A 25,597-nucleotide genomic window follows, 5' to 3' on the forward strand; every position below is an offset into this window, starting at 1 on the left:
CTCAACGGTATAACTGGTCGTTACGGCAAGGATGAAATCGACAGCGGCTGCATAATATTACAAACTTTTTTTCGGCGGCAGCGCTACATTGGCAAAAATAAGCCCGGCTACTAAGGCCATTAAAATAAGAAAGGTTTGCTGGCCAACACGGTCAGACACGACAAAATCCTGGCCGGAGATCAGCGAGTTTAAGCCGATATAGGTTTTACTGCCCGGTACCAGCACAATAAGGCCATGCATGGCGACAATAACCGCCGGCGCATTCGCCAGCCGGGTAAACAGGTTGCTGTAAATGCCCACGGCAAAGGCACCGAGAAAGGCGCCTATGGTGTAATCGAACAGGCTGGCGCCGCTGATGCTGACGCCATAAGCAATAAAACCGGCGGCCAGTGACCACAGTGTATATTTGCCACGGCTTTTAAACAGCACTATCAGCGAGCTGACTAAAATACCCACGGCCAACCAGGCAAAGTGGTGCGATATCGGCGCTGGTTTGACAAAGTCGACCACGCCAAATAAGGCAAAGCCGATAGCAATACCCAGCAGCGCGCCAAAGTACAACTTAAACAGCAGCATCAGCGCATCCATAATACGGGCATTGCCCGATACCAGATGGCGTGCCGCCAGTTCGGCAAAGCCGATGGTTAGGGCCAGACCAGGAATAAAGGAGATAATGGCCGACAAAACCGCCAGGCGGATATTAATGCCGGGATCGATATAGCTGCTGATAGCACAGGCACCGATACCGGCCGCCAGCGCCACTAACGGCTCCAGCATATTGGCAATGCGCGGCGAACGTTGTGCCCATAACATAAACAGATAAACCAGTAATGACAGTAAAGACGACCACAGCACATCATTCCAGCTGGTGGCCATTAACATGGCAAAGGCACCGCCGGAGGCCATCATCGCTACTGCGGTGGCCAGTTTACTGTATGAACTGGGCCGCATATCTATAGCATCCAGCAGGGCATCGGCTTCATTAATGCTGACTTTGCCCTGCAGCACCTGATCGACCAGTTCGTCGGTGCGCGATAACGCGCCCAGATCCAGATCGCCCGGGTTTACCCTGGAAGCATGGGTATATTCCTGCTCGTGGCCATCGGTCCACAGCACAAAGGTCATCGAGGTGGGCGAGATAATAAAGGAGCCTTTTAGTCCCAGGTGGGTAGTCAGCTCGGTTAAATGCGCTTCCAGCCGGTACGCCGGGGTGCCGTACTTATGCAGCATCTTGCCCAGTTTGACGACAAACTTACGTTTATGATTAAAATCAGCAGTGTACACAGGCTACATCCATCCGGTTACTAACCGCTTCATTGTAATGCAAAAGCCAGCGGTTACCAGAAGTAACAGCCGGCGACCGGCTATTAATATTATCGGGTTTTATAGCGTGAAATCAGCTGCTCCAATCCGCTTGCCAACATCACCAGTTGCTCACTGATACTGGCAGCCTTGCCGGTGCCGTCTGCTGTTTCCTGCGCAATTTCGACAATAGTATGTACGTTCTGGTTGATGGTTTCAGACACTGTGGTTTGCTCTTCGGCAGCGCTGGCTATTTGATTGTTCATATCGTTAATGGTGCTGACGGCATTTTGGATTTCGTGCAATGCTTTGTCGACTTTTGATGCTTCGCTGACGGTATGGCTGCTGCCATCTTTGATTTGATTAATGGCATTGACCGCTTCCTTAGCGCCAAGTTGCAAGCGGCCAATCATGTTGTTAATTTCCTGGGTGCTGGTTGCTGTTCTGGCAGCCAGGGTACGTACTTCATCAGCAACCACGGCAAAACCGCGGCCCTGCTCGCCAGCCCTGGCTGCCTCGATAGCGGCATTTAGCGCCAGCAGGTTGGTTTGCTCGGCAATGCCACGGATCACTTCTACCACACCGCCGATATTTTGCGACTCACTGCCGACCCTGCCGATAACATCGACACCGGTTTGCACCAGCCGCTCCAAGCCGTGGATCACCTCAATGGCACTTTGCAGGGTTAGCGCAGCCTGGTGTACCTGACGGTCAGCATCATTGGCGGCGTGCGCAGCGTTACTGGCGCTGCTGGCGACATCCTGTGCTGTGGTGGCCATTTCATGCATGGCCGTGGCAACCTGATCACTTTCGCTATGCTGGCGCTGCACACCCTGTTCAGCTTGTTGCATAAGACCGGATAACTGCTCACCAGACTGGCTTAAGCTGTTTACCGAGCTGCGTACATTGTCGACCAGGGTCGCGACCTGCGCTGCGAATGCATTAAATGCGTTGGCTAATTCGCCCAGTTCATGCCCCTGATCGTCCAGCCGACGGGTTAAATCGCCATCACCCTGGGCAATGTCTTTCATCGCTTGTACGGCCTGGGCCAAAGGCGTAAGGATGCTACGTGCCAGTGTATAACCCAGCGCAATGATCAGCGCCAGCAACAGCAAAGCAATAAGCACCAACCGGATAATACCGCTTTTTACTTCATTGTTGCTTTGTTGCTCCAGGGCGGTTAACTGCTGCTGTAAATCATCAATATAAAAGCCGGTGGCCAGCACCCAGTCGGTGCCCGGCAACAGCACGGCTTTGGCGAGCTTAGGTGAGGCAACGCTGCTGCCAACGCGTGGCCAGCTGTATTCCACATAGCCACCGCCGCTTTGCGCGGCTTTAATATAATCCTGTACCAGATAGCGGCCATCCGGGGTGCTGCTTTGGTAAAAGTTCTGTCCTTCCCTTGCCGGATTGTCAGCGCTGACTATCTGCACCCCTGCTGTGTTGTAAACGAAAAAGTAATTGTTGCCCTGCTCGTAACGCAGCTGGCGCAGGATCTGTTTGCGTGCTTCGTCCGTGCCGGCTGATGCTGTGGCGCTGATCGCCAGCTCAAGAAAAGCATCCAGTTGTGATCGGCGCTCGGCAAACAGTGAAGCTTCCAGTTGTTGCACGCTCATTTGTGCAATGGCATTGGCTTGGCGGATAGATTGCCAGGTGAGCACCAGCGTTAGCAAAATTACCGGGATGGTCGCTAAAACCATAATTTTTTGTTTAATCGATAAGGTTTGCATTGGCTGGCCTCTGTTAACTGAATGATAGCTGCTCAGGCTGGCGCGCAGGCAGAGTTAACAAGTAAAGCTGCTATTTATTCTATTTGCAAGGTTTTGATTTCTTTTACATTTACCACCGCATATTGCCAATGTCGGCCGGTTATAACCGGTCCGGAAAGTCGTGCGGCACTGCAGCCATTTGCTGCTGCAGTGCCGAAGTCTGGAGGGTATTGCTGTTGTACGGATTAGCGGATCAGGATCTGCTGCTTATCTGCCTGCCAGTGCAGTTTTACATGCAGCTGCTTAGCGGCTTTGTCGTACCAGGCTACATTGTGCATGCGGTTAAAGCGGGCTTGCTGCGGCACCAACTGCAGGTACTGACCATCGATACTGATATGCTTGGGTGTCGCGCTTTGGTTATGCACTACCAGCGTCAACTCGCGGCTGTCCGGCTTACCGGCATAGTCGCCGCTGCGGCGCAGTTCAAATTGCTGCTCGCCATCCTGCTGCAGATAATAGAAGTTCAGCAGCTCAAACTCACCTTTGGCTATCGCATCCGGCGTTTTGCCATCGTCTTCATACATCTCGCCTTTAGCGCAGTCCACGCTGCTATCGGCATAGTAATGCAGCGTCAGCTTGTTACTTTTGTAATCGCGCGTGCTTTGCACCAGTTCCGCCATTGGCACAAAGCTACCGGCTTTTACCAGCACCGGGATAGTGTCCAGCGTTACCGGCACCTCGACTTTGTTACTGCCTTCGTAGCGGGTGCCGTTGAAGTAATCAAACCAAACGCCACCAGGCAGTTGCACCGGCCATGACGTGACACCGGGTTCGGTGACCGGCGCGACTAAAAAAGCGTCACCCCAGAAGTAGCTGTTTTTCTCATCCATCAGCGCCGGGTTTTGCTCGTCTGAAAAACTGTCTTTATAAAAAAACAAGGGCCGCATTAACGGCATGCCGGTTAGGCTGTTTTGATACGCCAGGGTGTAATTATATGGCAGCAACTGATAACGTAAATTCAGCCAGGGGCGCAAGGTTTCGATGGTATCGGCATCGTGAAACACCATTTCCGGCGCAATATGCTCCTGGGCATGCGGCCGGTATACCGGCTGGAACACGCCGTACTGCAGCCAGCGGATATACAGTTCTTTATCAAACTGCTCGCCACCGGCAAAGCCGCCTAAATCAGAGTGAATATAACCAAAACCAAACAGCCCCATGCTTAGCGCCAGTTCTACCTGCGGTTTTAATCCGCCCCAGCTGCGCTCGACATCTCCGGTCCAGGGCACCATACCAAAACGCTGGCTGCCCGGCGCACCGGCGCGCATCATAATAAAGGGTCTTTGTTCTGGGAAATCGCGGCGCATGCCGCTGTACACCATATCGGCCCATTGATGACCGTAAGCGTTGTGTACCTCGTTGGCCATGCCGATGGCATGCACGGTATCGTCCGGGTGCACTTCCGGCTCGCCTAAATCACCCCATACGCCGGCTACGCCTTGCTCTGCCAGGCCCTTATAAATTTGCCAGAACCAGCTTTGGCCTTGCGCGCTAAATACATCAATTAAGCCGGTGTTACCAAAGTAAAAATCAAAGGTTTTTGGTTTGCCATCCGGGCCTGCTGCTATGGCGCCGGCCGCTACCGCTTCTTGCCAGCGCTTAGAGCTGGTTAGCACAAAGGGCTCGGTGACTAAAATGGTATTGATGCCATCGGCTTTCAGATCGGCCAGCATTTGTTCCGGTTGCGGGAAGGCATTGTTATCCCAGGCCAGGTTGCCCATATGGCCCTGAATATCCGGCCCGAACCAGTATAAATCCAGCACCAGGGCATCGAGCGGCAGTTTAAGCTGGCGAAACTTTTGTACTACGGCGCGGGCTTCGGCCTCGTTACGGTAACCAAAGCGCGAGGCATAGTTGCCTAAGGTCCAGCGCGCCGGCAGTGGCTGACGGCCGGTGAGGGCAGTGTAGTTGTCTATCAGCTGCGGATAGCTGTCACCTGCAACAACCACATAACTGCTACGGCCTCCTTCAGCGCTAAACTGCATAATATCCGGCTCGGTATGGCCTAAATCGGCTTCACCTTTAGCGGAGTTATCAAATAACAACAGATACTTATTGCTCGACATTACCGCCGGCAGGCTAAGGTACATCTGGCTGGACTCTGTGCTGTAGCCATAATGTGCTTTGTTATACAGCGGGAATTTCTGCCCGCGTCTGTCCATACCCAGCACGCGCTGGCCGCCACCGAGCAGTTTTTCATCTTTACTCAGGACAAAGCGAAAGCCGTGCTGCTGCGGCGGTTGCTGTTGAAAATAACCTTGCTCTTCGGCCAGCAGTAACTTGCCCTGATAGTAATAGCTTAGCTGCAGTGGGGCTTTATTAATTTTTACCGTTAAACTGGCCGAACCCAGCGTTAACGCCTCTGCAGTTTCTGTCAGGCGTAACTGCTGCGGTTCGCTTTGCTGGCTAATGGAAAATGACGGCAGCTGTTTAACGCCGTCGGCCTGGTAGAAGGCTTCTACTACATCGCTTTGGTAAAATGTCAGGCTAAGCTTGCCCTCTTCGGTTTGGATCAGCAGGCTATTGCCATCGAGCTGATGTGCCTGATACTGCGCGGCAAAGGTGGCGGCAGAAAAAAAAACGGCAAGTAACAGCATAAATAAGCGCATAAATTACAGCTCCAGAATTACCGAGGCTAACGGTGCCAGTTGCAGAGTTACGGTGCCGACGCCGTCTTTAACTATCAGACTGTTTTCGCCGCCGTTTAGCTTATCGCTAAGCCGGTATTGGCCATCGGTCAGCTGCCATTTGCTGATCAGCTCTGCGGGTACGGTTAAGGCAAAATTAACGCTGTTGTCGCTGTTAAACTGGCTGACAATCAGCAGTTTTTGCTCTGCACTGTAGCGGGCAAACGCCAGTTGTTGCTCGCTGTAGGCGGTGCCGGCTGCCAGATTAACACTATGTAATTCAGTATATTCACCCATCAGCGCCGGCGCGCCGGCGGTAAAGCTAAGCAAAGTTTTATAAAAGTTATGTAATGCCAGCTCGTCAGCAGTTAAGCCACCGCCATCAAACTTGCCAGCGTTCATCCATTTCTGGTGCTGCGGTACACCCCAGTAGTCAAAAATAGTCGTACGGCTGGCTTTACCAAAACCGGCGTCACCGGCACCCGGCTCGCCGACATCCTGGCCAAAATACAGCATAGTAGGTGAGGTGCTGATGGTGGCAGATACCACCATTGCCGGCATGCCTTTGCGCGCGTCGCCGGCAAATTCGGGGGCGGCAATACGTTGCTCGTCGTGGTTTTCTAAAAAGTGCAGCATATGGTGCTCAATATCGGCCATCCGCTGTTGGGTTTCTACTAACGCAGACGTAGGGCCCTTGCCCTGCATCACCAGTTTTAAGCTGTCGTAAAACTCGACCTTGTCGTACAGGTAATCCATTTTGCCAAGTTTAATATAGTCGCGGTATAAATGCGGCTGATACACCTCGGCCAGCAAAAAGGCGGCCGGGTTGGTATGTTTAATATGGGCGTTTAAATAGCTCCAGAATTCTACCGGTACCATCTCGGCCATATCGTAACGAAAGCCATCCACGCCCTTCGCCAACCAGTATTGGGTAATATCGCGAAACTTACGCCAGGAGTCAGGCACATCTTTGCCCTGCCAAAAGGCGTAATGCGCCGGCCAGTCTTTGTCGGCGTAGTCGTTGGGTAGGGTGTCAAAGTCGTAACTGCCGTCTGGCTTTACACCATAGTTAATCTTTACTGTTTCGTACCAGTCATCAAACGCCGGCTGTGCGGCGCGGGCGCCATTGCCGGTCCATTTGGCCGGATACTCGGCAAAATGGCCGTCGGCCAGCGGATGAGCATCACCGCCTAATACTTTATAGTCTGCCGGCCACTGTGGCACGCTAAAGGCGCTACCTGGCACATAGTAAAAGTTATTGTCGCGTTGGTACTCAACACTGGTTTTATCGTTGGCGCCAAAATCAGTAACACTGCCCGGATTGGTTAGCGACTGATACGAACGTGCCACATGGTTTGGCACTATATCAATCAGCACTTTCATATCATGTTGATGAGTGCGGGCAATTAAGGCTTCAAATTCGGCTAAGCGGTTGGCCGGATCTGTGGCTAAGTCGGGGTTAACGTTATAGTAATCTTTTACCGCATAAGGTGAGCCGGCGCGGCCTTTAATCACGTCCGGGTCGTCATTACTGATGCCGTAAGCGCTGTAGTCACGCACCAAGGCGTGGTGTGGCACCCCGGTATACCAGATATGGCTGACGCCCATGGCTTTAATGGCGCTAAGCGCCTGTGGTGTGAAGTCGGCAAACTTACCAACGCCATTTTCTTCCGCTGTGCCCCACGGCTTGTTAGTGTTGTTTTGATTACCAAATAAACGGGTAAATACCTGATACACCACTATTTTGTTATCGACCTGGTTGCTGCTGACGGCTGATGGTTGTGTGTCGGTTGGCATGGCCGGCTCCGGTGCTTTGCTGCAGGCCAGCAACACAGCGCTGGCAACGCTTAGCATCAGTATTAAGGTTTTTTTACACATATATCTACCCTGTCTGGTTTTCTTGTCGCTTAAAGTAACCGGGATTATTCGCGCCGGCCTGCCTTTTTTTGGTGCATACGTATGCAGCAACGGTGCTTCTGCTATACGCGACTAAGGTCGTAGCCGGCTTTATTTACCTATGATTTACACTATGCTGTAACAGAATCAATTTGTTGTCGCCATTTTGCGGAGCCTGCCGATGTTCAATTTTACGCTGAAAAACAAAATGCTGCTGCTGGCGGTATTGCCGATGGTGACGGTAGTGCTGGCGCTGATGTTGCTGATTTACAGCCAAATGCGCGCCATGGGCGAAGAAGAAGTGGTGCAGTTTCGCGCCGATATGATGGCAGAGAAGCAAACGGCGCTGCAACACCATGTGGCCATTGCGGTAACAGCCGTTGCACCCTATTTCGGTAGTGGTGCGCCCGCAGCCGAACAACTGGAGGCTGCAAAAGCGGTGATCCGCGCGATGAAGTTCAGCGATGACGGCTATATGTTTGTTTATGATATGGACGGCGTGAATATAGTGCACGGCTCTAATGCTGCGCTGGAAGGGCGTAATTTAATGAGCCTGCAGGACCCGAATGGTATTTATTTGATCCGCGAGTTAATTGACGCCGGCAAAAAAGGCGGTGGCTTTGTTACTTATATGTGGGATGAGAAAACCCGTGGCGGCTTAACCCCCAAGCTGGGCTATGCTGCCCCGCTGTATAACAACCGCTGGGTGTTAGGCTCGGGCTTTTATATTGATGATATTGACCGCCGGGTAGCAGAGCAGGAGGCACAAATCAGCGAGCGCATCCGCGATACGCTGCTGATGATTATCGGCGGTGCTATAGTGCTGCTGGTGTTGGTGGTGTTGCTGGCGTTATTTGTGGCAAATTTAGTGGTATCGCCGCTGCAAAAAGCCTCAGCGGCGCTGATTAATATTGGCCGGGGCGAGGGGGATTTAACCCAACGGCTGCAGATAGAAACAGCAGATGAAGTAGGCGAAGTGGCACGTGGCTTTAATGAGTTTGCGCAAAAAATTCAGCAACTGGTTAGCGAAGTAAAACAAGCGGTGTTGGCGCTGAGCCATTCGGCCAGTACTATGCAGCAGATTGTGCATTTAACTGATCAGGATGCCGGCACGCAAAAAGCCGAAACCACCCAGGTCGCCGCCGCGGTGTATCAGATGTCGACAGCAGTGCAGGAAGTGGCCAGCAGTGCCGGTTTAGCTGCCGGTGCCGCTCAGGACGCCGATAAAGAAGCGGTAGGTGGCCAGCACAGTGTATCGCTTACCATCAGCTCGATTAATAAGTTGGCCGAAGATGTGAACCGTGCCGGCGATGCGATTGAGAAACTCGGCGCTAACGCCGACCAGATTGGCTCAGTGGTGAATGTAATTCGCGGTATTGCCGAGCAAACCAACCTGCTGGCCTTGAACGCGGCAATAGAAGCCGCACGCGCCGGTGAGCAGGGCCGCGGCTTTGCTGTTGTCGCCGACGAAGTACGCACCCTGGCTACCCGTACCCAGCAAAGCACCAATGAAATTCAGCAGATGATAGATGTGTTCCAACAGGGCACCAAAGATGCGGTATTGGTAATGCAGCGCGGCAAGGAGCAGTCAGTGCAAACGGTAGCCCAGGCCGATAAAGCCAGTGAATCGCTGCAAACCATTACCAAATCGGTTAGCACCATTACCCAGATGAATATTCAAATTGCCACGGCGGCAGAGCAGCAAACTGCTGTGGCGGCAGATATCAGCCGCAGTATTCATGAAATTGCCCAGCTGGCCGACCAGGCAGCAAATAACGCCTCTGAACTGGCCAAATCGACCGATGAGCTGGGCGGCATAGAACAGCGTTTAAGTGCTTTGGTACAGCGCTTTCGCGTTTAAGCTGCAGCAACCGTGCTGGTTGCCGCCGGCACTGCCGGCAGTGGCCGGCGTACAAACCAGCGCCCCAGATGCCATAACAGCCACAGCGATAACAGTGGAAATATCAGCGTTTGTAAGCTGTATACCACTATCAGCTGGATCAGCTTTTCTACCATGGTGTCGGAGAAGCTTTTAACCGCGGCAAACATATCATTCGCCTGCGCTGCCATCTGACGTAACCAACTGAATGAGCCTTCATCGGCATTTTGCAGCGGCTGATCTACCCGCTGCAGCGCGGCGGTTTCACCACTCAGTGCGGCCTCGGCGGCAATACGCTGCGGCTCTAATACCCAGTCTGACAGTTCAGCCACACCAAAAGCGGCCAGTGGCACACCAATACGGATCACCAACAGCAGGGCAATAAAAATACGCAATAACTGGCTGCAGCTGGTGCGCCAGCCGGCAGGCCCCAGCAACAGCAATACAGCAGACAGTAAAATACCGCAGCCAAATAACGGCAGGGCCGCTAATTTACCGAACTCAAGTAAAAACAGCTGCAGGCCAATGGATGTCATCGCCAATACCATTAGATCAGAGTATCGCACGGCCATATCTTGTAGCGGCTTTAATAACTGGCCGGGTTTAACACTGGCAACCCCGACGCCGACTTCGGCCTCCGACACAAAGGCAATGCCGCGGTCAATTAAGCGCGCAGTAGCAAAAGAGGCGCTGCTCAACACCAGGCTGCGCTGCAGCGCAGCAGTGGCTCTGTCATCCAGCGGTGCAAGTAGCGGGTTTACCGCCCGTTGTTGCAGCAGGCCAGTGTAAATACCGGCCGCCAACAGCAACAGACAAAGTAATAACGCCAAGATGCGCTGTGCAGGGCTGAGTTTGCTTAAATATTTGCTAAGTGGCTTCATGGCGGCCTCCGGTTAACAGCATGGCGGGCTCAGGCTTACGCCAGTATTAACCATTTCACCATGCAGTGAAAGCGGCGCGACGAAAGTAAAGGCGCCCGCAGGCGCCTTAATGCTGATTAAAAGTTATAACTGACGCCAAGCATAATATTATCAGCCTTATTCCCTTCCAGATGGTAGCGGGTAAATGTCGTGCGCAGGGTTATATGTTGGTCCAACGCATAACCTGCGCCAAGCGCCCAGTAAATGTCGGTGTCGCTTACTTTATAGCGGATAAAATTATCGCCGGCGCTGCTGTGGGTTTCGCTGTTCCAGGCAAACACGCCGGCTTGCACCGTTGCCGACCAGCCGGCATGCTGCCATACATGGTAATTAAGGCCGCTGCGCACACCTTTGGCCAGCATAGGGCCTATGTCTGATACGCTGCGGTGGAACGCTTCCGGAGTGAGCGTCTCGCCACGCATGCTGACACTGGCATCACCTAAATCCACGTAATGCGCCTGTATTGCCAGCCGCGGCGTGAAGTAGTAGCTCAGGCCCAGCGCCCAGCTTCTGCCGCTATTATCGTATTGCAGCAATTCGGCTTCAGCCGGCAGTTGGCTGCGGATCTCCGTAGTTGATTGTTTCGTAGTGCTTTTGCCGAAAAATGCATCAACAGACCAGTTAGCGCTGGCACTAAAGCTCAGCGTTGCCACTAACATCAATAACGTTTTCAGCAGTATTTGGCGTTGGCGAAGCATCACCAAACAGGCCAGCAACAGCAGCGGCCAGCCATTGGCGGCACCGCCGGACGATTTATTTACCACGGTTATGACCTCATATGCAGTGACACTGATGAGCACTTCGCCGTTAACACTGCCGCCACGGTTATCGCTGACGGTAAAGCTGACGGTATCTGTACCGGAGAAACCCGGCTGTGGCGTATAACGCAGGGTTTGCGCTGCAGTGATTGTTACCGTGCCGTGTTGTGCGCTGGCGCTGCTGATAACAAGCGCATCGCCATCCGGATCGCTGGCATTGGCCAGTACATCAATATCGATAGCGGTTTTGTCATTGGTATTGGCCGTAGCATTGGCCACGACAGGAGGCCGGTTATAATACACCTCTACAGTAACCGTTGCACTGGCACTGCCGTTGTTAGCATCGCTGACGCCGTAACTTAAGGTGTCAGTACCAACAAAATCCTGTGCCGGAGTATATAGCAGCGTCAGGCCATCATCACTGATACTGACACTGCCGAATGCGGCAGAGGCCTGGTTAATGCTCAGCGTATCACCATCTGCATCGGTGTCGTTTTGCAGCACGTCCAGCGTATGGCTTTGGTTCCACTGTACCGAGTAGCTGTCGTCTGCGGCTACAGGTAACTGGTTACCATTGAGGATAACGGCCACACCGCCCGGGTCAACAATGGTACTGTTGGCCAGGCCGTCAGCATCGTTAGCGCCGCCGTCTTCTATCTGTAACTGCACACACCAGTGGCCGGCGGTTAAGCCATTCTGCCAGCTGCTGTCGCCCGGCGGAGGGCAGAAACCCGGTTCACCGGCAGCACTAAACAACTGATTGCGCTCATTCTGCACAAAGTTGCTCCAGCCATTGGCTTGAGTAAATTTACGGTAAACCGCATTTTGCGGCACCGGCTGGCGCTGCGGCAATACCAGACGATAACTGGCACCGGCAACAGGCAAGCTATGCAACATAAAGTCGAAGCTGCCGCCGATATTCGTGGCCAGCATATCCGGTTCCAGAGCTTGCTGGTCTGCAGTTGTCAGCTGAATACCACCGGAATTGCTCAGTGCTGCCGTTGTACCTTTACGCAGGCAGATACCGGGCTCACCTTCAGCGACAAACTGCACAACGTTGGCCAGTTGTTCCGGAATGACGTTGCAGTCAAACCCCGGATCCAGATAGTCAGGAATACCATTGCTGTTACTGTCGCCAAAACCCTCTGCCTGGTCAGAGATCAGATTGTTGTTACTGTCGCTGTCATCCAGCAGCGGCAAGCTGTCCTGCACCAGCAGATAAATTTCGGTGGTGCTGTTCAGCGGCGCAGCGGCATCATCAGTGGCTGTCAGCGCAATGCGATAGACACCGGTAGCCAGGCCTGCAGGGTCAAACACAAACTGCATCGCATCGCCGGAGATATTAGTCAGCGCCGCATCAGCTTGCCATTGCAGGCCGGTACTGTCACCCGGGTTAGGATCGCTAACCTGCGCGGTAATGGTTGCTACGCCACCGGCTTTACTTAGTGTCAGCCGGTTTTCGCCCTGTTGCTGTGCATCCAATACGACCACGGGCGCCAGGTTGGCTTCGGTAACGCTAATGGTAGTACTGGCATTGGCACCAAGGTTCAGGCCATTATCCAGTGTAATCACAATATCTTTTTCTGCCACGCTGCTTAAATCAGCAAACAGGTTAAAGCTGAAGCTGGCGCGCAGCCCGGAGTTAATCTGTACCGAGCCTGCTGCCAGATCATGCTCGGTCAGGGCATCGGCAGAGCCGCTGACAGTGTAAGCTACCTCCAGCGGGTAAACCGGTGCCTGGCCATTCAGTATCACCTCTACTGTAACTGTGCTGTTGTTAATCACGGTTTGCGGTTTGCTTAACGAGACTAAAGGGTTTACCTGTAATAACTGGGTGACAGTGCTGCTCAGACCGCTGGCATCGGTTGCCCGCCAGTACAGTTCGCGGCTGCCGGCTGCAAACATCGGTAAGCCGTTAACCAAAGATACTGCCAGCCGGTTGCCTGCAACATCAACTGCGGTGGCCACCCCCACATTTACTTTGGTAAACAGGCCGGTAGCATTGACGATTAAATCATCCGGTGCGGTAATAACCGGTGCATCCGGGTTACTGCCTGCAATTTGCAATGTTACCTGCGCCATATCGCTTAGCTCGCCATCGCTGATGCTATAGCTGAAAGAGGCGGTACCGCTGAAATTGTCCGGGGCAGTAAACAACAGTTTATTGCTCTGCACACTGACCAGACCAATACCGGCTTTGGCGGCCGTAATGGTCAGGCTGTCGTCGTCCGGGTCGGTATCGTTAGCGGCTACATCCAGCAGATAGGTGTGGTTGGCGCTAAACGGTAGTTCAATGTTGTCATCTACGGCTACCGGCGCGGCATTAACCGATATAACTTCAATACTGAACGCCGCCAGGCTGCCACTGAGGCTGCCGTCGCTGACCGAAATAACAATATTGCTGCTGGTGCCAACATGCTCGCGCGCCGGTGTACCACTAAGAGTACCTGTTGCTGTATCAAAGGTGGCCCAGGTGGGTTTATTAACAATGCTGAATTGTAATGTTGTGCCGGCATCAATGTCGTTGGCGGTGGGAGTAAATAAATACGCCTCGCCTTGCTCTACGCTGGTGGCCGGTGAGCCTGAGATCTGCGGTGCAGAATTAGCCGGATTGGGCGTAACAGCATTTGAAGCTGCCGAGGCAGCACCTGTGCCGGCACTGTTAGTTGCCGCAACGGTAAAAGTATAAGGCGTGCCGTTAGTTAAACCGTTGACGACTACCGGCGAGCCCGCCCCAACGCCGGTAAGGCCGCCGGGGTTAGATGTAACTGTATAACCGGTAATATTCACGCCACCATTACTCGCCGGGGCGGTAAAGGCAATGCTTGCAGCAGTATCAGCCGCAGTGGCAACAACAGCCGTGGGTGTACCCGGTACTACCGGATTAACAGTAAAGGTCCGGCTTACTTGCGGAGCAGGCAAGTAGCTACCATTACCGGCCTGGTCGGCATTGATTGTACAGGTACCCGCGGTCACAAACGTCAGTGCGCCTGCCGCTGTTATAGTACAAACTGTTGGTGTGGAAGAAGTAAATACAGGCGTTAAACCGGAGTCTGTCGTTGCTGTCAGGGTTGGTGTAGTACCAAAGTTCTGCGCACCCGGATTAGCAAAGGTAATAGTTTGGATAGCAGCCGGCGTTATTGAGTTGGATGCTGCCGATGCAGGGCCAGTGCCTGCTGCGTTATTTGCTGTGACAGTAAAGGTATAGGCCTGGCCGTTGGTTAACCCGGTAATCACTACCGGCGACGCTGCGCCATTTACCGGCGCAACATCCGCCGGATTTGTTGTTACCGTATAGCTGGTAATCGCGGAGCCGCCGTTATTCAACGGCGCTACAAAGGCAACGCTGGCCTGAGTATCGCCTGCTGTTGCTGCCGGGCTGCCAGGCGCTCCGGGTGCAACCGCATTCACCGTGAAGGTTCGGGATACAGTCGTCGCAGCATTAATGGCAGCATCACCGGGCTGATCGGCGTCAATAGTACAGCTTCCTGCGCTAATAAAGGTTAGGCTGCCGCCGGTAGTAATGGTACAAACACCGGTAGTGGCTGAGCTGAAACTTACTGCATAGCCAACTCCGGCAGATGACGTTGCTGTCAATGTCGGCGTGGTGCCAAAGTTCTGCGCTCCGGGATTATTAAAGGTAATGGTTTGATTTGCTTTAGGGATTACAGCATTAGAGGCCGCAGAAGCAACGCTATTGCCTTTAATATTGGTTGCTGTCACGGTAAAGCTGTAGGAGGTACCGTTATCCAGGCCATTTACGCTAATGCTGCAAGCTGCAGGGCCGGCACAATTACCTGAGGCGCCACCGGGGCTGGCAGTAGCGGTATAAGTGGTAATGGCTGAGCCGCCGTTATTGCCAGGAGCAGTAAAGGTGACACTGGCCTGGGCATTACCAGCAGTGGCTGTGCCTATGGTTGGGGCGTCGGGTACCGTTATACCATCCACCAGCACAGATGCTGTACTGCCGACACTGTTCAGTGTCAGATTCATATTATTGCCCGAACCGTCTGTTAAGGTACCGCTATTGGCGTCAATTACACCCGCGACAGTAATGCCGTTAGCATCAAAGTCACCGGGCTGGACTATATAACGGAAGGTTAACCAAGGCGAGGCTGAACCGGAGATGTAGCTGGCGTAACGCGTGCTGGCGCCGACAGTCAGTGCAATGCGCGGCGTGCCGCCAGCGGTGTCTACTACGACATCACTGACAGCAGCAATATTAACCACAAAATCCAGGTTTTGTCCTGCAATATAGGTAGCATTGGCTGGTACGTTAACACTACCGACAACAGGGGCGGCATTATCCACAGCGGCATTGCTGCTATCGGCAGTGGTTGTCGTATTGCCGGCGTTATCAGTCGCAGTAACCGCTATATTACGGCCACCGGCTTCTATTGCACCGGCAACGATGGTGTAAGTGGCTGTCCAGGTGCCGGCGCTATTGCTGGCGGCAACTGTACCGCCACCAAACTGACTGAAATTAACAGTCACGCCACTAATGGTATCGCTATTGTTATCTCCGCCTGCGGTATTGTTCCAGCTGGCGGTGATAGTGTCGCCGACAATATAAGTTCCGCCAGAGCCGGTGCCGCCGGAAATACTGATCCGCGCATCGGTTACTGCAGGTGCCACGTTATCGACGCTAGCATTGCTGGTGTCGGCGGTGGTGGTTGGGCCATCAGCATTGCTGGCAGTGACGCTGATATTACGGTTGGTAGCATCAATGGCGCCTGCCGTGATGGTATAGGTTGCTGTCCAGGTGCCGGCGTTATTAGTGGCCGTTACGGCAGCACCGCCGCCAAACTGGGAAAAATCCGCGGTAACACCGGTAATACCAGCGTTATTATCGCCACCGGCAGTATTGTTCCAGGTTGCACTGATGGTATCGCCAATTTTATAAGCGCCACCGGTACCGCTGGCGCCGGAAATACTGATACGGGCATCGGTGACAATCGGGGTAGTAACAGGACTTTTAAAGTTATCCAGAGTGACGGATTTAAAGTAAAAGTACTCTGATGGTGTAGCTCCGTCATAACTGATAACAAAACGGCTTAAATCATAGTTGCTGCCAAAAATGGCCGATAAATCTACGGTATCAATGTCTTCAGTGACGTCACACCGTTGAGTCGTGATGGCGAAATTGTGTGTGCGTACATTACTGTTTTGCAGATTGTAGCCATTGATTGTTAGATTTAAGGTTTGTTCTGTTCCTTCGTAGTGTTGCACGCACATCTTTAACTGATGCAGTTCGAAAGTTGCCGCAATGTTACCGTCAGTGCTCACTTGCAGAGGTGTACCAAGATAACTGTTTGACGAGTTCAGAGCCGTTATTATGCCCAAAGAGCCTGCGTTGTATGCGGTAACATATCCGCTCGGAGAACTGAAAATGACTTTATCATCTGCCGAACTTAACTCTGCTTGTTTGTAATAGCTACCGCCAGCATTGTTATAGATACTCAGGGCTGTGTATTCAGTTAATGCCAAAACTGCAGAAAAGTCTTTTAGTGCTTTTTGTGAAAAAACCAGCTCAGTGTCAATCTGACCGCGCTGGATTTCCAGTTGCCAATCGCCACCGTGCTCCGGATTACCGGTAACGTTATTTGACGCGGCAAGATCGGCCTGAGTATTAGTTTGCAGAATATCGAGAAACTCAGCGCCGGCATCACCTTTTGCCAGGTTGCAACCGTATAACAGCAGATCGGCGCCGGGTTTTAACGCACCATTTAACGAACTGAACAGGGTCAATTCTTGTTGTAACTGTGCTGCATCAATACGACTGTTACCCAGTAGCAATACACCTTGTTCTGCATGCGACACCAGATGCAGTGCCGTCAGGCCCCGGTACTGCTGCAAAATAGCAGTGAGTTGCTGTAAACCATCGGTATCAGCGGTTAACTCAACAATGACTGTGCCCGGTTTGGCCGCTTTATACAGCACGGCTTTGTCTGGTACAGCACTGTCAATAATGACTAGCTCCTGCACCGGATTGGCTTGCCCCAACTGGAGTTCATCAACTGTAGTATTAGTAATTGGCTTAGCCTTGCTCTTTACCGGACGGTTATGCAATACAAGATCTGCAGCTGAAGTTTGTCGGGCGGCAGCAAGGTAGCTGCGTTGATAAGTGTTGCCGCTGGCAGCCGGCATGGCATAGCCAGCCAACGGCAGGATCAGGCCGGATAAAGCGGTAAGAATATTGCTATGCATAATTATGATCCTTTATTCGGCACTGTCAGAGGTTTTGGTTGCCGCGATAATATGGGCGGCGGTACCGGTTTTGTCTTGCCAGAAATCCATATCCTGATACTTTGTAAATAAATCCGGTGGCAAAATGCTACGTCGGGATTTGAACTCCACTTTCTTTCTGACGGAATGCAAACCTTTAACGCCGAGTTTTTGGTCAAACTCGCTCTCTTCGTAATCAACCTGGTCAAAGTTGTGTTTAAACGGTGTTTCGCCAAGAAACTGATACAGCAACTCAATGCTGCGTGCCGGGTGTCGGGTCAGAATATCGTAATCAATCAGCAGTAGCCGGTCAGAGAATTCGCCATAATAGGCTTCTTTTAGTGCGGTCCAGGCGCTACCAACGGCACCGCCGGCATTAATCAGCGCATCGCAGCGGCTATACACCGTTTGTCGGTTAGCGGCGTTAAACATCCGACTGTAATCAAACGGGTTTTTGCGGTAAATCACTTCAAAGCTGTCCATAATCCAGGCAGGGTTACGCACACAGCAAATCATTTTAAAATCATCAAACAACTCGACCAACTGATGCAGTCTGGCGGTCCAGTTGCGATTGGTGTCGAACAACACCGGCCGGGTTTTATCGGCGTAGTACGCATCGATCAAGGCCCGGCAAATAGCCTTACGTTTTGCTTCATCAAAAAACGAATAGGATTCGCTGGCCGCGCCCATCTGCTCTAAGGCACCGTTAACCAGACCGGCAACAGGGCTACTCATCGCAGCATGAAAACGTGGATTCTGTTTGAGAATACCGGCCAGCAGGGTTGAACCTGAGCGTGGTAAACCAGAGATAAAATGAAACTTTTGCGGCATCAGGAAGCGCATTTCTGTAGTTATTTTAGGCAATCTTGGGCTAATAAAGCATTAGCCGCAAGTAATATATTCAGTTTGCGTTAAGTTAAAAAGCGGTGGCTGGTGTGAGAGCGCGCTGCGTTGCTTATTTAAGCAATATTAATGCTGTACCCGTTACTGTAAGCAAGGCTCCAAGCCAGGCGCCGGCTGCCGGGCTGCGCTTATACACCAGCCATAACAGCGGCAATACCAGTACCGGGCTAACCGATGACAGTATTGCCACCATACCGGCGTCGCCGTATTTTAATGCCTGCAATATTAATGTCATGCCCAACACCATCGACAGCGCGGCATTGGCCAGCACCAGTAAAAACACTTTTTTGTTCAGCGGCAAATAAGCGCGGGCGACTTTAAACCCCAACATAAAGATCAGTTGGTGCAGCACAAAGGCGGTTGTCATGCGCACGGCGCTGGCAGAGACGGCGTCAATAGCAGTTTCCATTAAAGGTTTCAGCATTAGCGTAGCCACGGCCTGGCACAATGCGGCCAGCAAACCCAAAGCAACGCCGCTTTTCAGCTGACTTTGGTTGGCTTCCCATGCATGCAGTTCGGTTTTGCGTTTACCGAAAAATATGGCTGTCATTACACCGCTAAGCAGCAAGCTGCTGCCGATCAGTGTCCAGCCCCATTGGGTTTCACCAAGGAAAATATATGCCAGTACCACAGAAAATAATGCGTGAGTAGCAAACAGCACCCCGGCACGGCGCGGGCCGAGGCGGTTCATCGCTGCAAACAGCGCGGTATCGCCGATAAAGATGCCGATAAGGCCGGACAGCACCAGCACACTCAGGTTGTCGACGGCCAGGGTTACCCAGCCGCCGCTAACAGCGGCAATCAGCCATAACATCAGCGCAGCGCACAGCATACGCCAGCGGGTAAAAGCAAAAGCGCCCAGATGAGTAGAGGCTTGCGCCGACAATAAACTGCCAAGCGCCCAGCAAGCTGCAGCCGCTAACGCCAGATATTCGTAAGACAAGGTGAGCTCCGCGCCGGAGAAAACGCGGATTATACGTTAGTTTGCTTGCAGGCTCAGCGCTTTTTCGGGATCCAGGCCCAGGTCATTTTAGCGTTTACCGGCTCAATACCGGCGCTGTCGGTAATGCTTACCGCTACTGTTACTTCGCCTTTATCTTCGCTGTGCATCGCCGCGATTTGCTCGTCGGTTAGTGTGGCTACGGCGGTTAAATCACCGGTCGAGCGTTTGATATAGTCAATCTGCATTTGCTTTAACAGCGGCAGCTTGCTGTCGGGCAGGTGAATACCGACTAAAAAGCCGGTGGCAGACTCAGCCAGTAAGCCGGTGGCGGCAGCGTGTACCGAACCGATATGGTTTTGCGCCTTCTTGCGGTTTTTCAGCCGCAGCACCGAGCGCGCACCTTTTAGCTCTAATACTTCTACCCCGGCAGTACCGGCAAATTTAATCACGCGGCCAAATACTGTGCTTAACGCAAAGGCCTGCAACGATTGCGGCAGCCGATAACACTTAGTAACGATGCGCTGCAGTTTGTTGGGTTTAATTTGGTTCATTGTGGTCTGACCTGTTGTGGCTTTGTCGCACTATGCCAACTGGCTGCGATAAATGCAAGAGGCGGCCTAACACCACAGTTGGCTGATCGGGGTGTCGGGGCTAAAACGTGCCGCCAGCTGGGCACGGAATAACTCGGCACAGGCCAGCGCATCGGTGGCAGCATGGTGCGGCCGGTAGGAGGGTAAGCCATAGCGTAAGCGGCTGTCTGCCAGGCGGATAGATACCGGCTTTTTGCCACGCAGTTGTTGCCACAGGCTTAGCGTTTTGCGCCGGTGTAACCGCGCCTCCAGTGCCATAGTATCAATCACAGGAAAGTAACAACCTTGCCCTAACCGGGCCTGCATTGCTGCGTGTAAGAATGGCCGTTCTATGCCGCGGTAATGCACTATCACCACTTTGCCGGCCATCAAGGCTAACAACTGTGGTAAGACTTCGCTCAGATCCGGCGCCTGTGCAATATCTGAATGGGTAATACGGTGCAGCGTAACCGACTCATCGCTAAGGGCAAAGCGCGGTTTTAACAGCCATTGCCTGGCCCTGGAGGCATAAATCTGGTTTAAGTCCATTGGCAATAAACCAATGCTGACAATACCGCTGCTGGCAGGGTTGAGCCCGGTGGTTTCAATATCCAATGCCAACAAGGGCACGTCGCGAACAGGGGTGTCGGCGGCCACCATACCGGCCTGATAAAACTGCCGCAGCAGCGCATGTTGGCTGTGTTCAGCCTGCTGCTGATAGTACTGTTGCCAGTTGCTGATGGCCGGGTCTGCTTGCCGGCCGATGGCATGTGGCAGTTTGGAAGGGCCCAAATACAGCATGCTTAGGCCCGCAGATGAAATTTAAGGAATTTTTGCGCATTGCTCAGCACTGAAAACGCCTCTTTTAAATGCTTACGCTCAAATTCAGATAACCGCTCCGGCACCACGTTGTTGTCTGGTGTTTCACCGGCCTGCAAGGCCAGAGCTTGCTGGCGGATGCGTGTCATGGCGATCACTTCAAAGGCGTCGCGTAAATCTTCACCGCGGCCGTTGGGCAGCACCCTGGCGACAATAATATCGCGTAGCCGTTCAAAGGAATTGGTTGCCAAAGAGCCAATCGCCAGCGCATGCACGCGAATTAGATCCGCCATTGGCGCTGTGCCGCGGCGTTTAATATTCAGGCTGTTATTTTGCCGGCCGTCGTTTTCCATGACAAAGTCTTTAAAAAAGCCCAGCGGTGGTGTGCGTTGCAGCGCATTACGGGTCATGCAGGCGAGAAACTGCGGCCGGTTTTTTGCTGCTGTGGCTATCAGCTGATTTAACTCATCGCCCCAGCGGGTTTCACCCCAAACGGCGTCTAAATCGAAAAAGATATTCGCGTGCAGCAAACGTTCGGCATCGGGCTGTTCTATCCAGTCGGTAAAATATTGCTGCCATACCCGCAGCGGCTGGCGCCATTGTCGGTTAGTCGCCATAATATTGCCGCTGCAATAGCTGTAACCGCAGGCGGCCAGGCCGTCGCAGACAAAAGCCGCCAGTTGCTGAAAATAAGCATCGTGCTTTGCCGGATCAAAGCTGTTATCCAGCACCAGGGCGTTGTCCTGATCGGTAACAATCAGCTGCTCGTCGCGTGCCATCGAGCCGAGCGCTAAAAAACAGTACGGCACCGGCGGCGGGCCAAGCTGCTGTTCGGCCAGCTCCAGCAGCCGCTGTTTAAAACTGCGGCCAATGGCGGCCATGGCGCTGCCAATCATATGCGAGTTGGCGTCTTCATTGACCATCCGCACAAAGCAGGCTTTAACATCTTTGCCAAGTGCGCTGAGCTCGTCTACCGATTGCTGGCGGAAAATACTGCTGACCACAAACAAGCTGTTTTGCGACTCGTAACGGATAATATCCGACAGTGCCAATACGCCTACCGGCCGCGCCTGCTGCAGCACCGGCAGATGGTGCACATTGTGGCGCAGCATCAGCATCATGGCTTCAAACAGATACTGGTGTTGGTCAATGGTCACCAGCCTGGTGGACATAATGTCGCTGACGCAGGTTTCTGATTTCAGCCCTGGCGCCACTAAGCGTGAACGGATATCGCGGTCGGTAATAATACCGGCCAAGGTACCTCGCTTAGCAGCTTTTTCAGCACTTTGCTCAGCGCCGCTATCATGCAGGATCAGCAAGCAGGACACGCCATGCTCTGTCATGGTTTGCGCCGCCTGCCAGACATTGGCACTGCTGGCCAGGCACACCGGCTCACGCTGTAACAGGGTGCTGATTTTCGCGCTGAGCAGATCGGCTTCGGCCTGCTTTGCCGCTTTGGTCGATTTACGCCGTTCGGTATCGCCTACTTCAACGTAATCGGCAAAAAACTCATTGCTGTCAAACAGCTGCTGAAATACGTTATCGGGAATAAAGTAAATTAACGTATCTTCCAGCGCGGTCGCCGGAAAGCGTACCTTGCCGCCACGCAGCAGGCCTTGCTCAGCGAAAATACCGCCTTCACTTAAACGGTTATATAAATCGCCGTTGCGACGAAAGGTTTCTACCGCGCCACTGCGAATAAGGTGCAGCGCCTGCAGCGGCTCGTTATAGCGCAGTATCTCGCTGCCGGCCTGAAAATAGCCGACATTAATACTTTGCGCTAACTGCAGTTGTTGCTCCGGCGGCAACTCCTGAAACGGCGAATGCCGCTGCAGAAATTGCAATATTTCAATTTGCTCTATTTCCATCAGGGTTAGTTTCCACCAGCCATATTATTCACCGCATCAGGCTCTGGGCTCAGACATCAGGCCTTTTACCACCGCCACACAGGCCGCCAACAAGACCAGCGTAAACGGAAAGCCGGTAGACACCGCCATAGCCTGTAAGGCCACCAGGCCACCGCCCAGAATAAGTGCCACGGCGACCAGACCTTCAAAGGTACACCAGAATACGCGCTGCGGCGTGGGAGCATTTACCTTACCGCCGGCGGCAATGGTATCAATCACCAGTGAGCCGGAGTCAGACGAGGTAACAAAAAACACCACCACCAGAATAATGGCAATAAAAGAGCTGATTTGCGCCAGTGGCAATACGTCTAACATGGCAAACAGTTGTAACGGTAACTCGGCACCGGCTGCTACTTCGTAGCCTTGTTGCACCACCTGGCTAATTGCAGTGCCGCCAAATACCGTCATCCACAGCACGCAGGCCAATGAAGGGATTAACAGCACAGAAATTAGAAATTCCCGCACGGTACGGCCACGCGATACCCGCGCGATAAACATACCGACAAAAGGTGACCAGCTGATCCACCAGGCCCAGTAAAATGCGGTCCAGCCCTGCGAGAAATTAACATCTTCCCTGCCAAACGGATTGGCCAGTGCCGGCAAATGCTGCAAATAAGCACCCAGGTTGGCAACAAAGCCGCTGGCGATGGCCAGCGTAGGCCCGACAATAATGACAAACAGCAGCAGTAATGCCGCCAGTAGCATATTAATTTCAGATAAGCGTTTTACTCCGGCTTCCAGCCCGGCCAATACGGAGATCAGCGCTATGGCGGTAATGCCTGCCACCAGCAATATTTGCGTGGTGCTGCCTTGCGGCCAGTCAAACAGATAATGCAAGCCGGCACCGGCTTGTGATGCACCCAGCCCCAGCGAAGTAGCTAAACCAAATAGCGTGGCAAACACAGCAAGAATATCAATAATATGGCCGGGCCAGCCCCAAATGCGCTCGCCCAGCAGCGGATAAAACACCGAGCGGATGGTTAGCGGTAAACCCTTGTTAAAGGAAAACAGCGCTAATCCCAGTGCCAAAATGGCGTAAATAGCCCAGGGGTGTAGTGCCCAGTGGTAAATTGTGGCCGCCATGCCCAATCGCTCGGCGGCTAACGCATCACCGGCAGCACCGGCCAGCGGGGCCCAATCGGTGCGCACACCATCGGTTATGCTAACGCCGCCATATGCACTGCTAAAGTGCGACAGCGGTTCAGACACGCCATAAAACATCAGGCCAATGCCCATGCCGGCTGCGAACAACATGGAAAACCAACCGGCGTAACTGAAGTCCGGTGTGGCTTCGGTACCGCCGAGGCGCACCTTGCCCAGTGGCGACACTATTAAACCTAAACACAGCAGGACAAAAATATTGGCGGCAGAAATAAAAAACCAGTCGAGGTTGGCTGTCAGCCAGCCGCGCATACTGGTGAACACCGGCCCTGCCTGTTGCTGAAAGCTGATGGTCAGTACGACAAACAACACCACTACCAATGCAGAAATTAAAAACACTCTGTTATGAATATCGAGGCCGAACGGGCCGACTTTTACCAGGATATTGTCCTGGCCTATTTGGTAATCGGTATCTATCGGGTTAACTTTACCGTCCGGGATCATCGGATCTTTATAATCAGTCATGCTGTTGTCCTTGTTCTGTGCTCAAAGCCGCAGCCTTTGTTAAAAGTAGTAGCCGATATTAATGTTGAAGCGGCGTTCGGTTTCGCTGCTGTCACCGGCAGCACTGCCGCCAACGAAGGGCTGATTTCTGGCATGCACTAAATCAAAATAGGTAAACAGGCCGCCGGCGGCTACAGAGAAACCGGTGACGTTCATCATCGTGTCGCGGCTGTTGTCTGATTTGTCGTATACCAAACCATAGTTGTTATAAAACTGCAGCCCGGTTACCGGACCCCACTCAATGGGCAGGCTGTAGGCCAGGTTAACGGTGCTGGTTTTGGCTTTGGCGGCAATGCTGTCATAAAAGGCATAAGCGCCTACAGCCATACGGTCAACATCGTCGATGTTGTAATGGTATTCACCATGTTGTAATTGCAGGTTCCAGCGCTGGTAGTGGCTGTTTAAATGCAACGCCCAGGCATTATAACTGCCGGCGCGTGAGCTGCCGTTGTGCAGGCCTCCGGCTAAGGCTGAGACACCCAGCTCCGTGGTAAAGTCGCTGCTGTGCTCTAACTGATAGGCAAAACGGCCGGAGAACGTATTGTATTCGCCCAATGGCTGTGTCGGGTCGTCATAAATGCCGTCATCGCCCTGGCGGTAGCCTACCACGTCGTACGAGTAGCGATCAGCGCGGCTGCTGACATAACCATCAACGCCACCCAGTTCATCATTTTTAAAAAAGCCCAGATCCAACTGCCAGTTGTCGGCCAGTTGGCGCTTAAACATAATGCCCAGGTCATGATCATCTTCCAGCCCCAAATAATAGTTAGTGCTGAAAAAATAGTTATGCGAATTGTATGGCCAGTTACCAAAAGGCACCTGAGTAATACCGGCCTGTACCTGCCAGTCTTCCGTTAGCTGATAGCCAACATAGGCGTATTTTACCGCGGTCATATAGTCAAAAAAGCGGATCTCGGCATTTAGCAGCACATCACCGATGCTGCCGTTTAAATTCAGCCGGAAAATATCAAAAGCAAAGTCGCCGCCGCGGTTTTTATTGCCGTCGCTGTACGAGGTATGGCTGTAATTGGTGCGGATAGCGCCACCGACATTAATACCGTCTTTGTCGGCATCAGCCGCATTGTCAGCTGTGTCAGCCTGTTGCTGCGCCAGCAGTGCTGTGGCTTTTTCGCCGGCAACTTCCTGCTCTGCCAAGCGTTGTTCCAGGGCGGCAATTTGCGCCTTCAGCGCTGCCAGTTGCTGTTTAATGTCATCGGTTTCAGTGGCATGGGCAGAGAAATGGCATAGCCCAACGGCAGCGATCAGACTGATACTGCGAGGTGAGAACATAGTAAATCCTTATTTTGTATCAGATTTAAAGCAGGGGGGCTTTAAAGGATAGCGCAATTTGCTGCTAAGACCAAATTACGCGGCCAACTATTCTGACCAAAAAAGTTGGTTAAAATAGCTGTGGC

14 protein-coding genes are annotated in these 25,597 nt (G+C 52.8%); 1 reads left to right on the forward strand and 13 read right to left on the reverse strand.

Annotated features, from left to right (window positions below; translation table 11 throughout):
- Positions 1-57: 57 nt before the first annotated feature.
- The 4 genes from ACTZWV_RS01675 to ACTZWV_RS01690 form a co-directional block, all read right to left on the reverse strand.
- Complete coding sequence (locus tag ACTZWV_RS01675; RefSeq protein ID WP_444784872.1) at positions 58-1,284, reverse strand: threonine/serine ThrE exporter family protein; 1,227 nt, start codon at positions 1,282-1,284, stop codon at positions 58-60.
- An 89-nt stretch (positions 1,285-1,373) separates the two neighbouring features.
- Positions 1,374-3,032, reverse strand: a complete 1,659-nt coding sequence (locus tag ACTZWV_RS01680) for a methyl-accepting chemotaxis protein (RefSeq protein ID WP_444784873.1) — start codon at positions 3,030-3,032, stop codon at positions 1,374-1,376.
- Positions 3,033-3,256: 224 nt separating this feature from the next.
- A complete protein-coding gene (locus ACTZWV_RS01685) occupies positions 3,257-5,680 on the reverse strand; it encodes a TIM-barrel domain-containing protein (RefSeq protein WP_444784874.1) in 2,424 nt (807 codons plus the stop codon).
- A 3-nt stretch (positions 5,681-5,683) separates the two neighbouring features.
- Positions 5,684-7,576: an alpha-amylase family protein gene (locus ACTZWV_RS01690; protein WP_444784875.1), complete on the reverse strand. Its 1,893-nt coding sequence runs from the start codon at positions 7,574-7,576 to the stop codon at positions 5,684-5,686.
- 199 nt (positions 7,577-7,775) lie between these two features.
- Here ACTZWV_RS01690 and ACTZWV_RS01695 point away from each other — a divergent pair, with 199 nt between their 5' ends.
- A complete protein-coding gene (locus ACTZWV_RS01695; RefSeq protein ID WP_444784876.1) occupies positions 7,776-9,455 on the forward strand; it encodes a methyl-accepting chemotaxis protein in 1,680 nt (559 codons plus the stop codon).
- Here ACTZWV_RS01695 and ACTZWV_RS01700 read toward each other — a convergent pair.
- From ACTZWV_RS01700 to ACTZWV_RS01740, 9 genes are all read right to left on the reverse strand, one after another.
- Positions 9,452-10,354, reverse strand: coding sequence for a hypothetical protein (locus tag ACTZWV_RS01700; protein WP_444784877.1), 903 nt, complete (start codon positions 10,352-10,354; stop codon positions 9,452-9,454). The two genes, ACTZWV_RS01695 and ACTZWV_RS01700, sit on opposite strands and share 4 nt — an antisense overlap.
- Before the next feature lie 116 nt (positions 10,355-10,470).
- A complete protein-coding gene (locus ACTZWV_RS01705; protein ID WP_444784878.1) occupies positions 10,471-17,358 on the reverse strand; it encodes an Ig-like domain-containing protein in 6,888 nt (2,295 codons plus the stop codon).
- A gap of 12 nt (positions 17,359-17,370) precedes the next feature.
- A complete protein-coding gene (locus ACTZWV_RS01710) occupies positions 17,371-18,207 on the reverse strand; it encodes a sulfotransferase family protein (protein ID WP_444784879.1) in 837 nt (278 codons plus the stop codon).
- Between the two features lie 124 nt (positions 18,208-18,331).
- Positions 18,332-19,222, reverse strand: coding sequence for a DMT family transporter (locus tag ACTZWV_RS01715; RefSeq protein WP_444784880.1), 891 nt, complete (start codon positions 19,220-19,222; stop codon positions 18,332-18,334).
- Positions 19,223-19,275: 53 nt separating this feature from the next.
- Positions 19,276-19,773, reverse strand: coding sequence for a DUF4442 domain-containing protein (locus ACTZWV_RS01720; protein WP_444784881.1), 498 nt, complete (start codon positions 19,771-19,773; stop codon positions 19,276-19,278).
- A 66-nt stretch (positions 19,774-19,839) separates the two neighbouring features.
- Entirely contained in the window at positions 19,840-20,592 is a 753-nt protein-coding gene (locus ACTZWV_RS01725; protein ID WP_444784882.1) for a 3'-5' exonuclease, read from the reverse strand.
- A gap of 2 nt (positions 20,593-20,594) precedes the next feature.
- Positions 20,595-22,478, reverse strand: a complete 1,884-nt coding sequence (locus ACTZWV_RS01730) for a DUF294 nucleotidyltransferase-like domain-containing protein (protein ID WP_444784883.1) — start codon at positions 22,476-22,478, stop codon at positions 20,595-20,597.
- 36 nt (positions 22,479-22,514) lie between these two features.
- On the reverse strand, positions 22,515-24,143 hold the full coding sequence (locus tag ACTZWV_RS01735; protein WP_444784884.1) for a BCCT family transporter: 1,629 nt from the start codon (positions 24,141-24,143) through the stop codon (positions 22,515-22,517).
- Positions 24,144-24,182: 39 nt separating this feature from the next.
- Positions 24,183-25,472, reverse strand: coding sequence for a carbohydrate porin (locus tag ACTZWV_RS01740; RefSeq protein ID WP_444784885.1), 1,290 nt, complete (start codon positions 25,470-25,472; stop codon positions 24,183-24,185).
- Positions 25,473-25,597 lie beyond the last annotated feature (125 nt).

Origin of the sequence: Rheinheimera sp. NSM, assembly GCF_052380015.1 — a bacterium.
GTDB lineage: Bacteria > Pseudomonadota > Gammaproteobacteria > Enterobacterales > Alteromonadaceae > Alishewanella.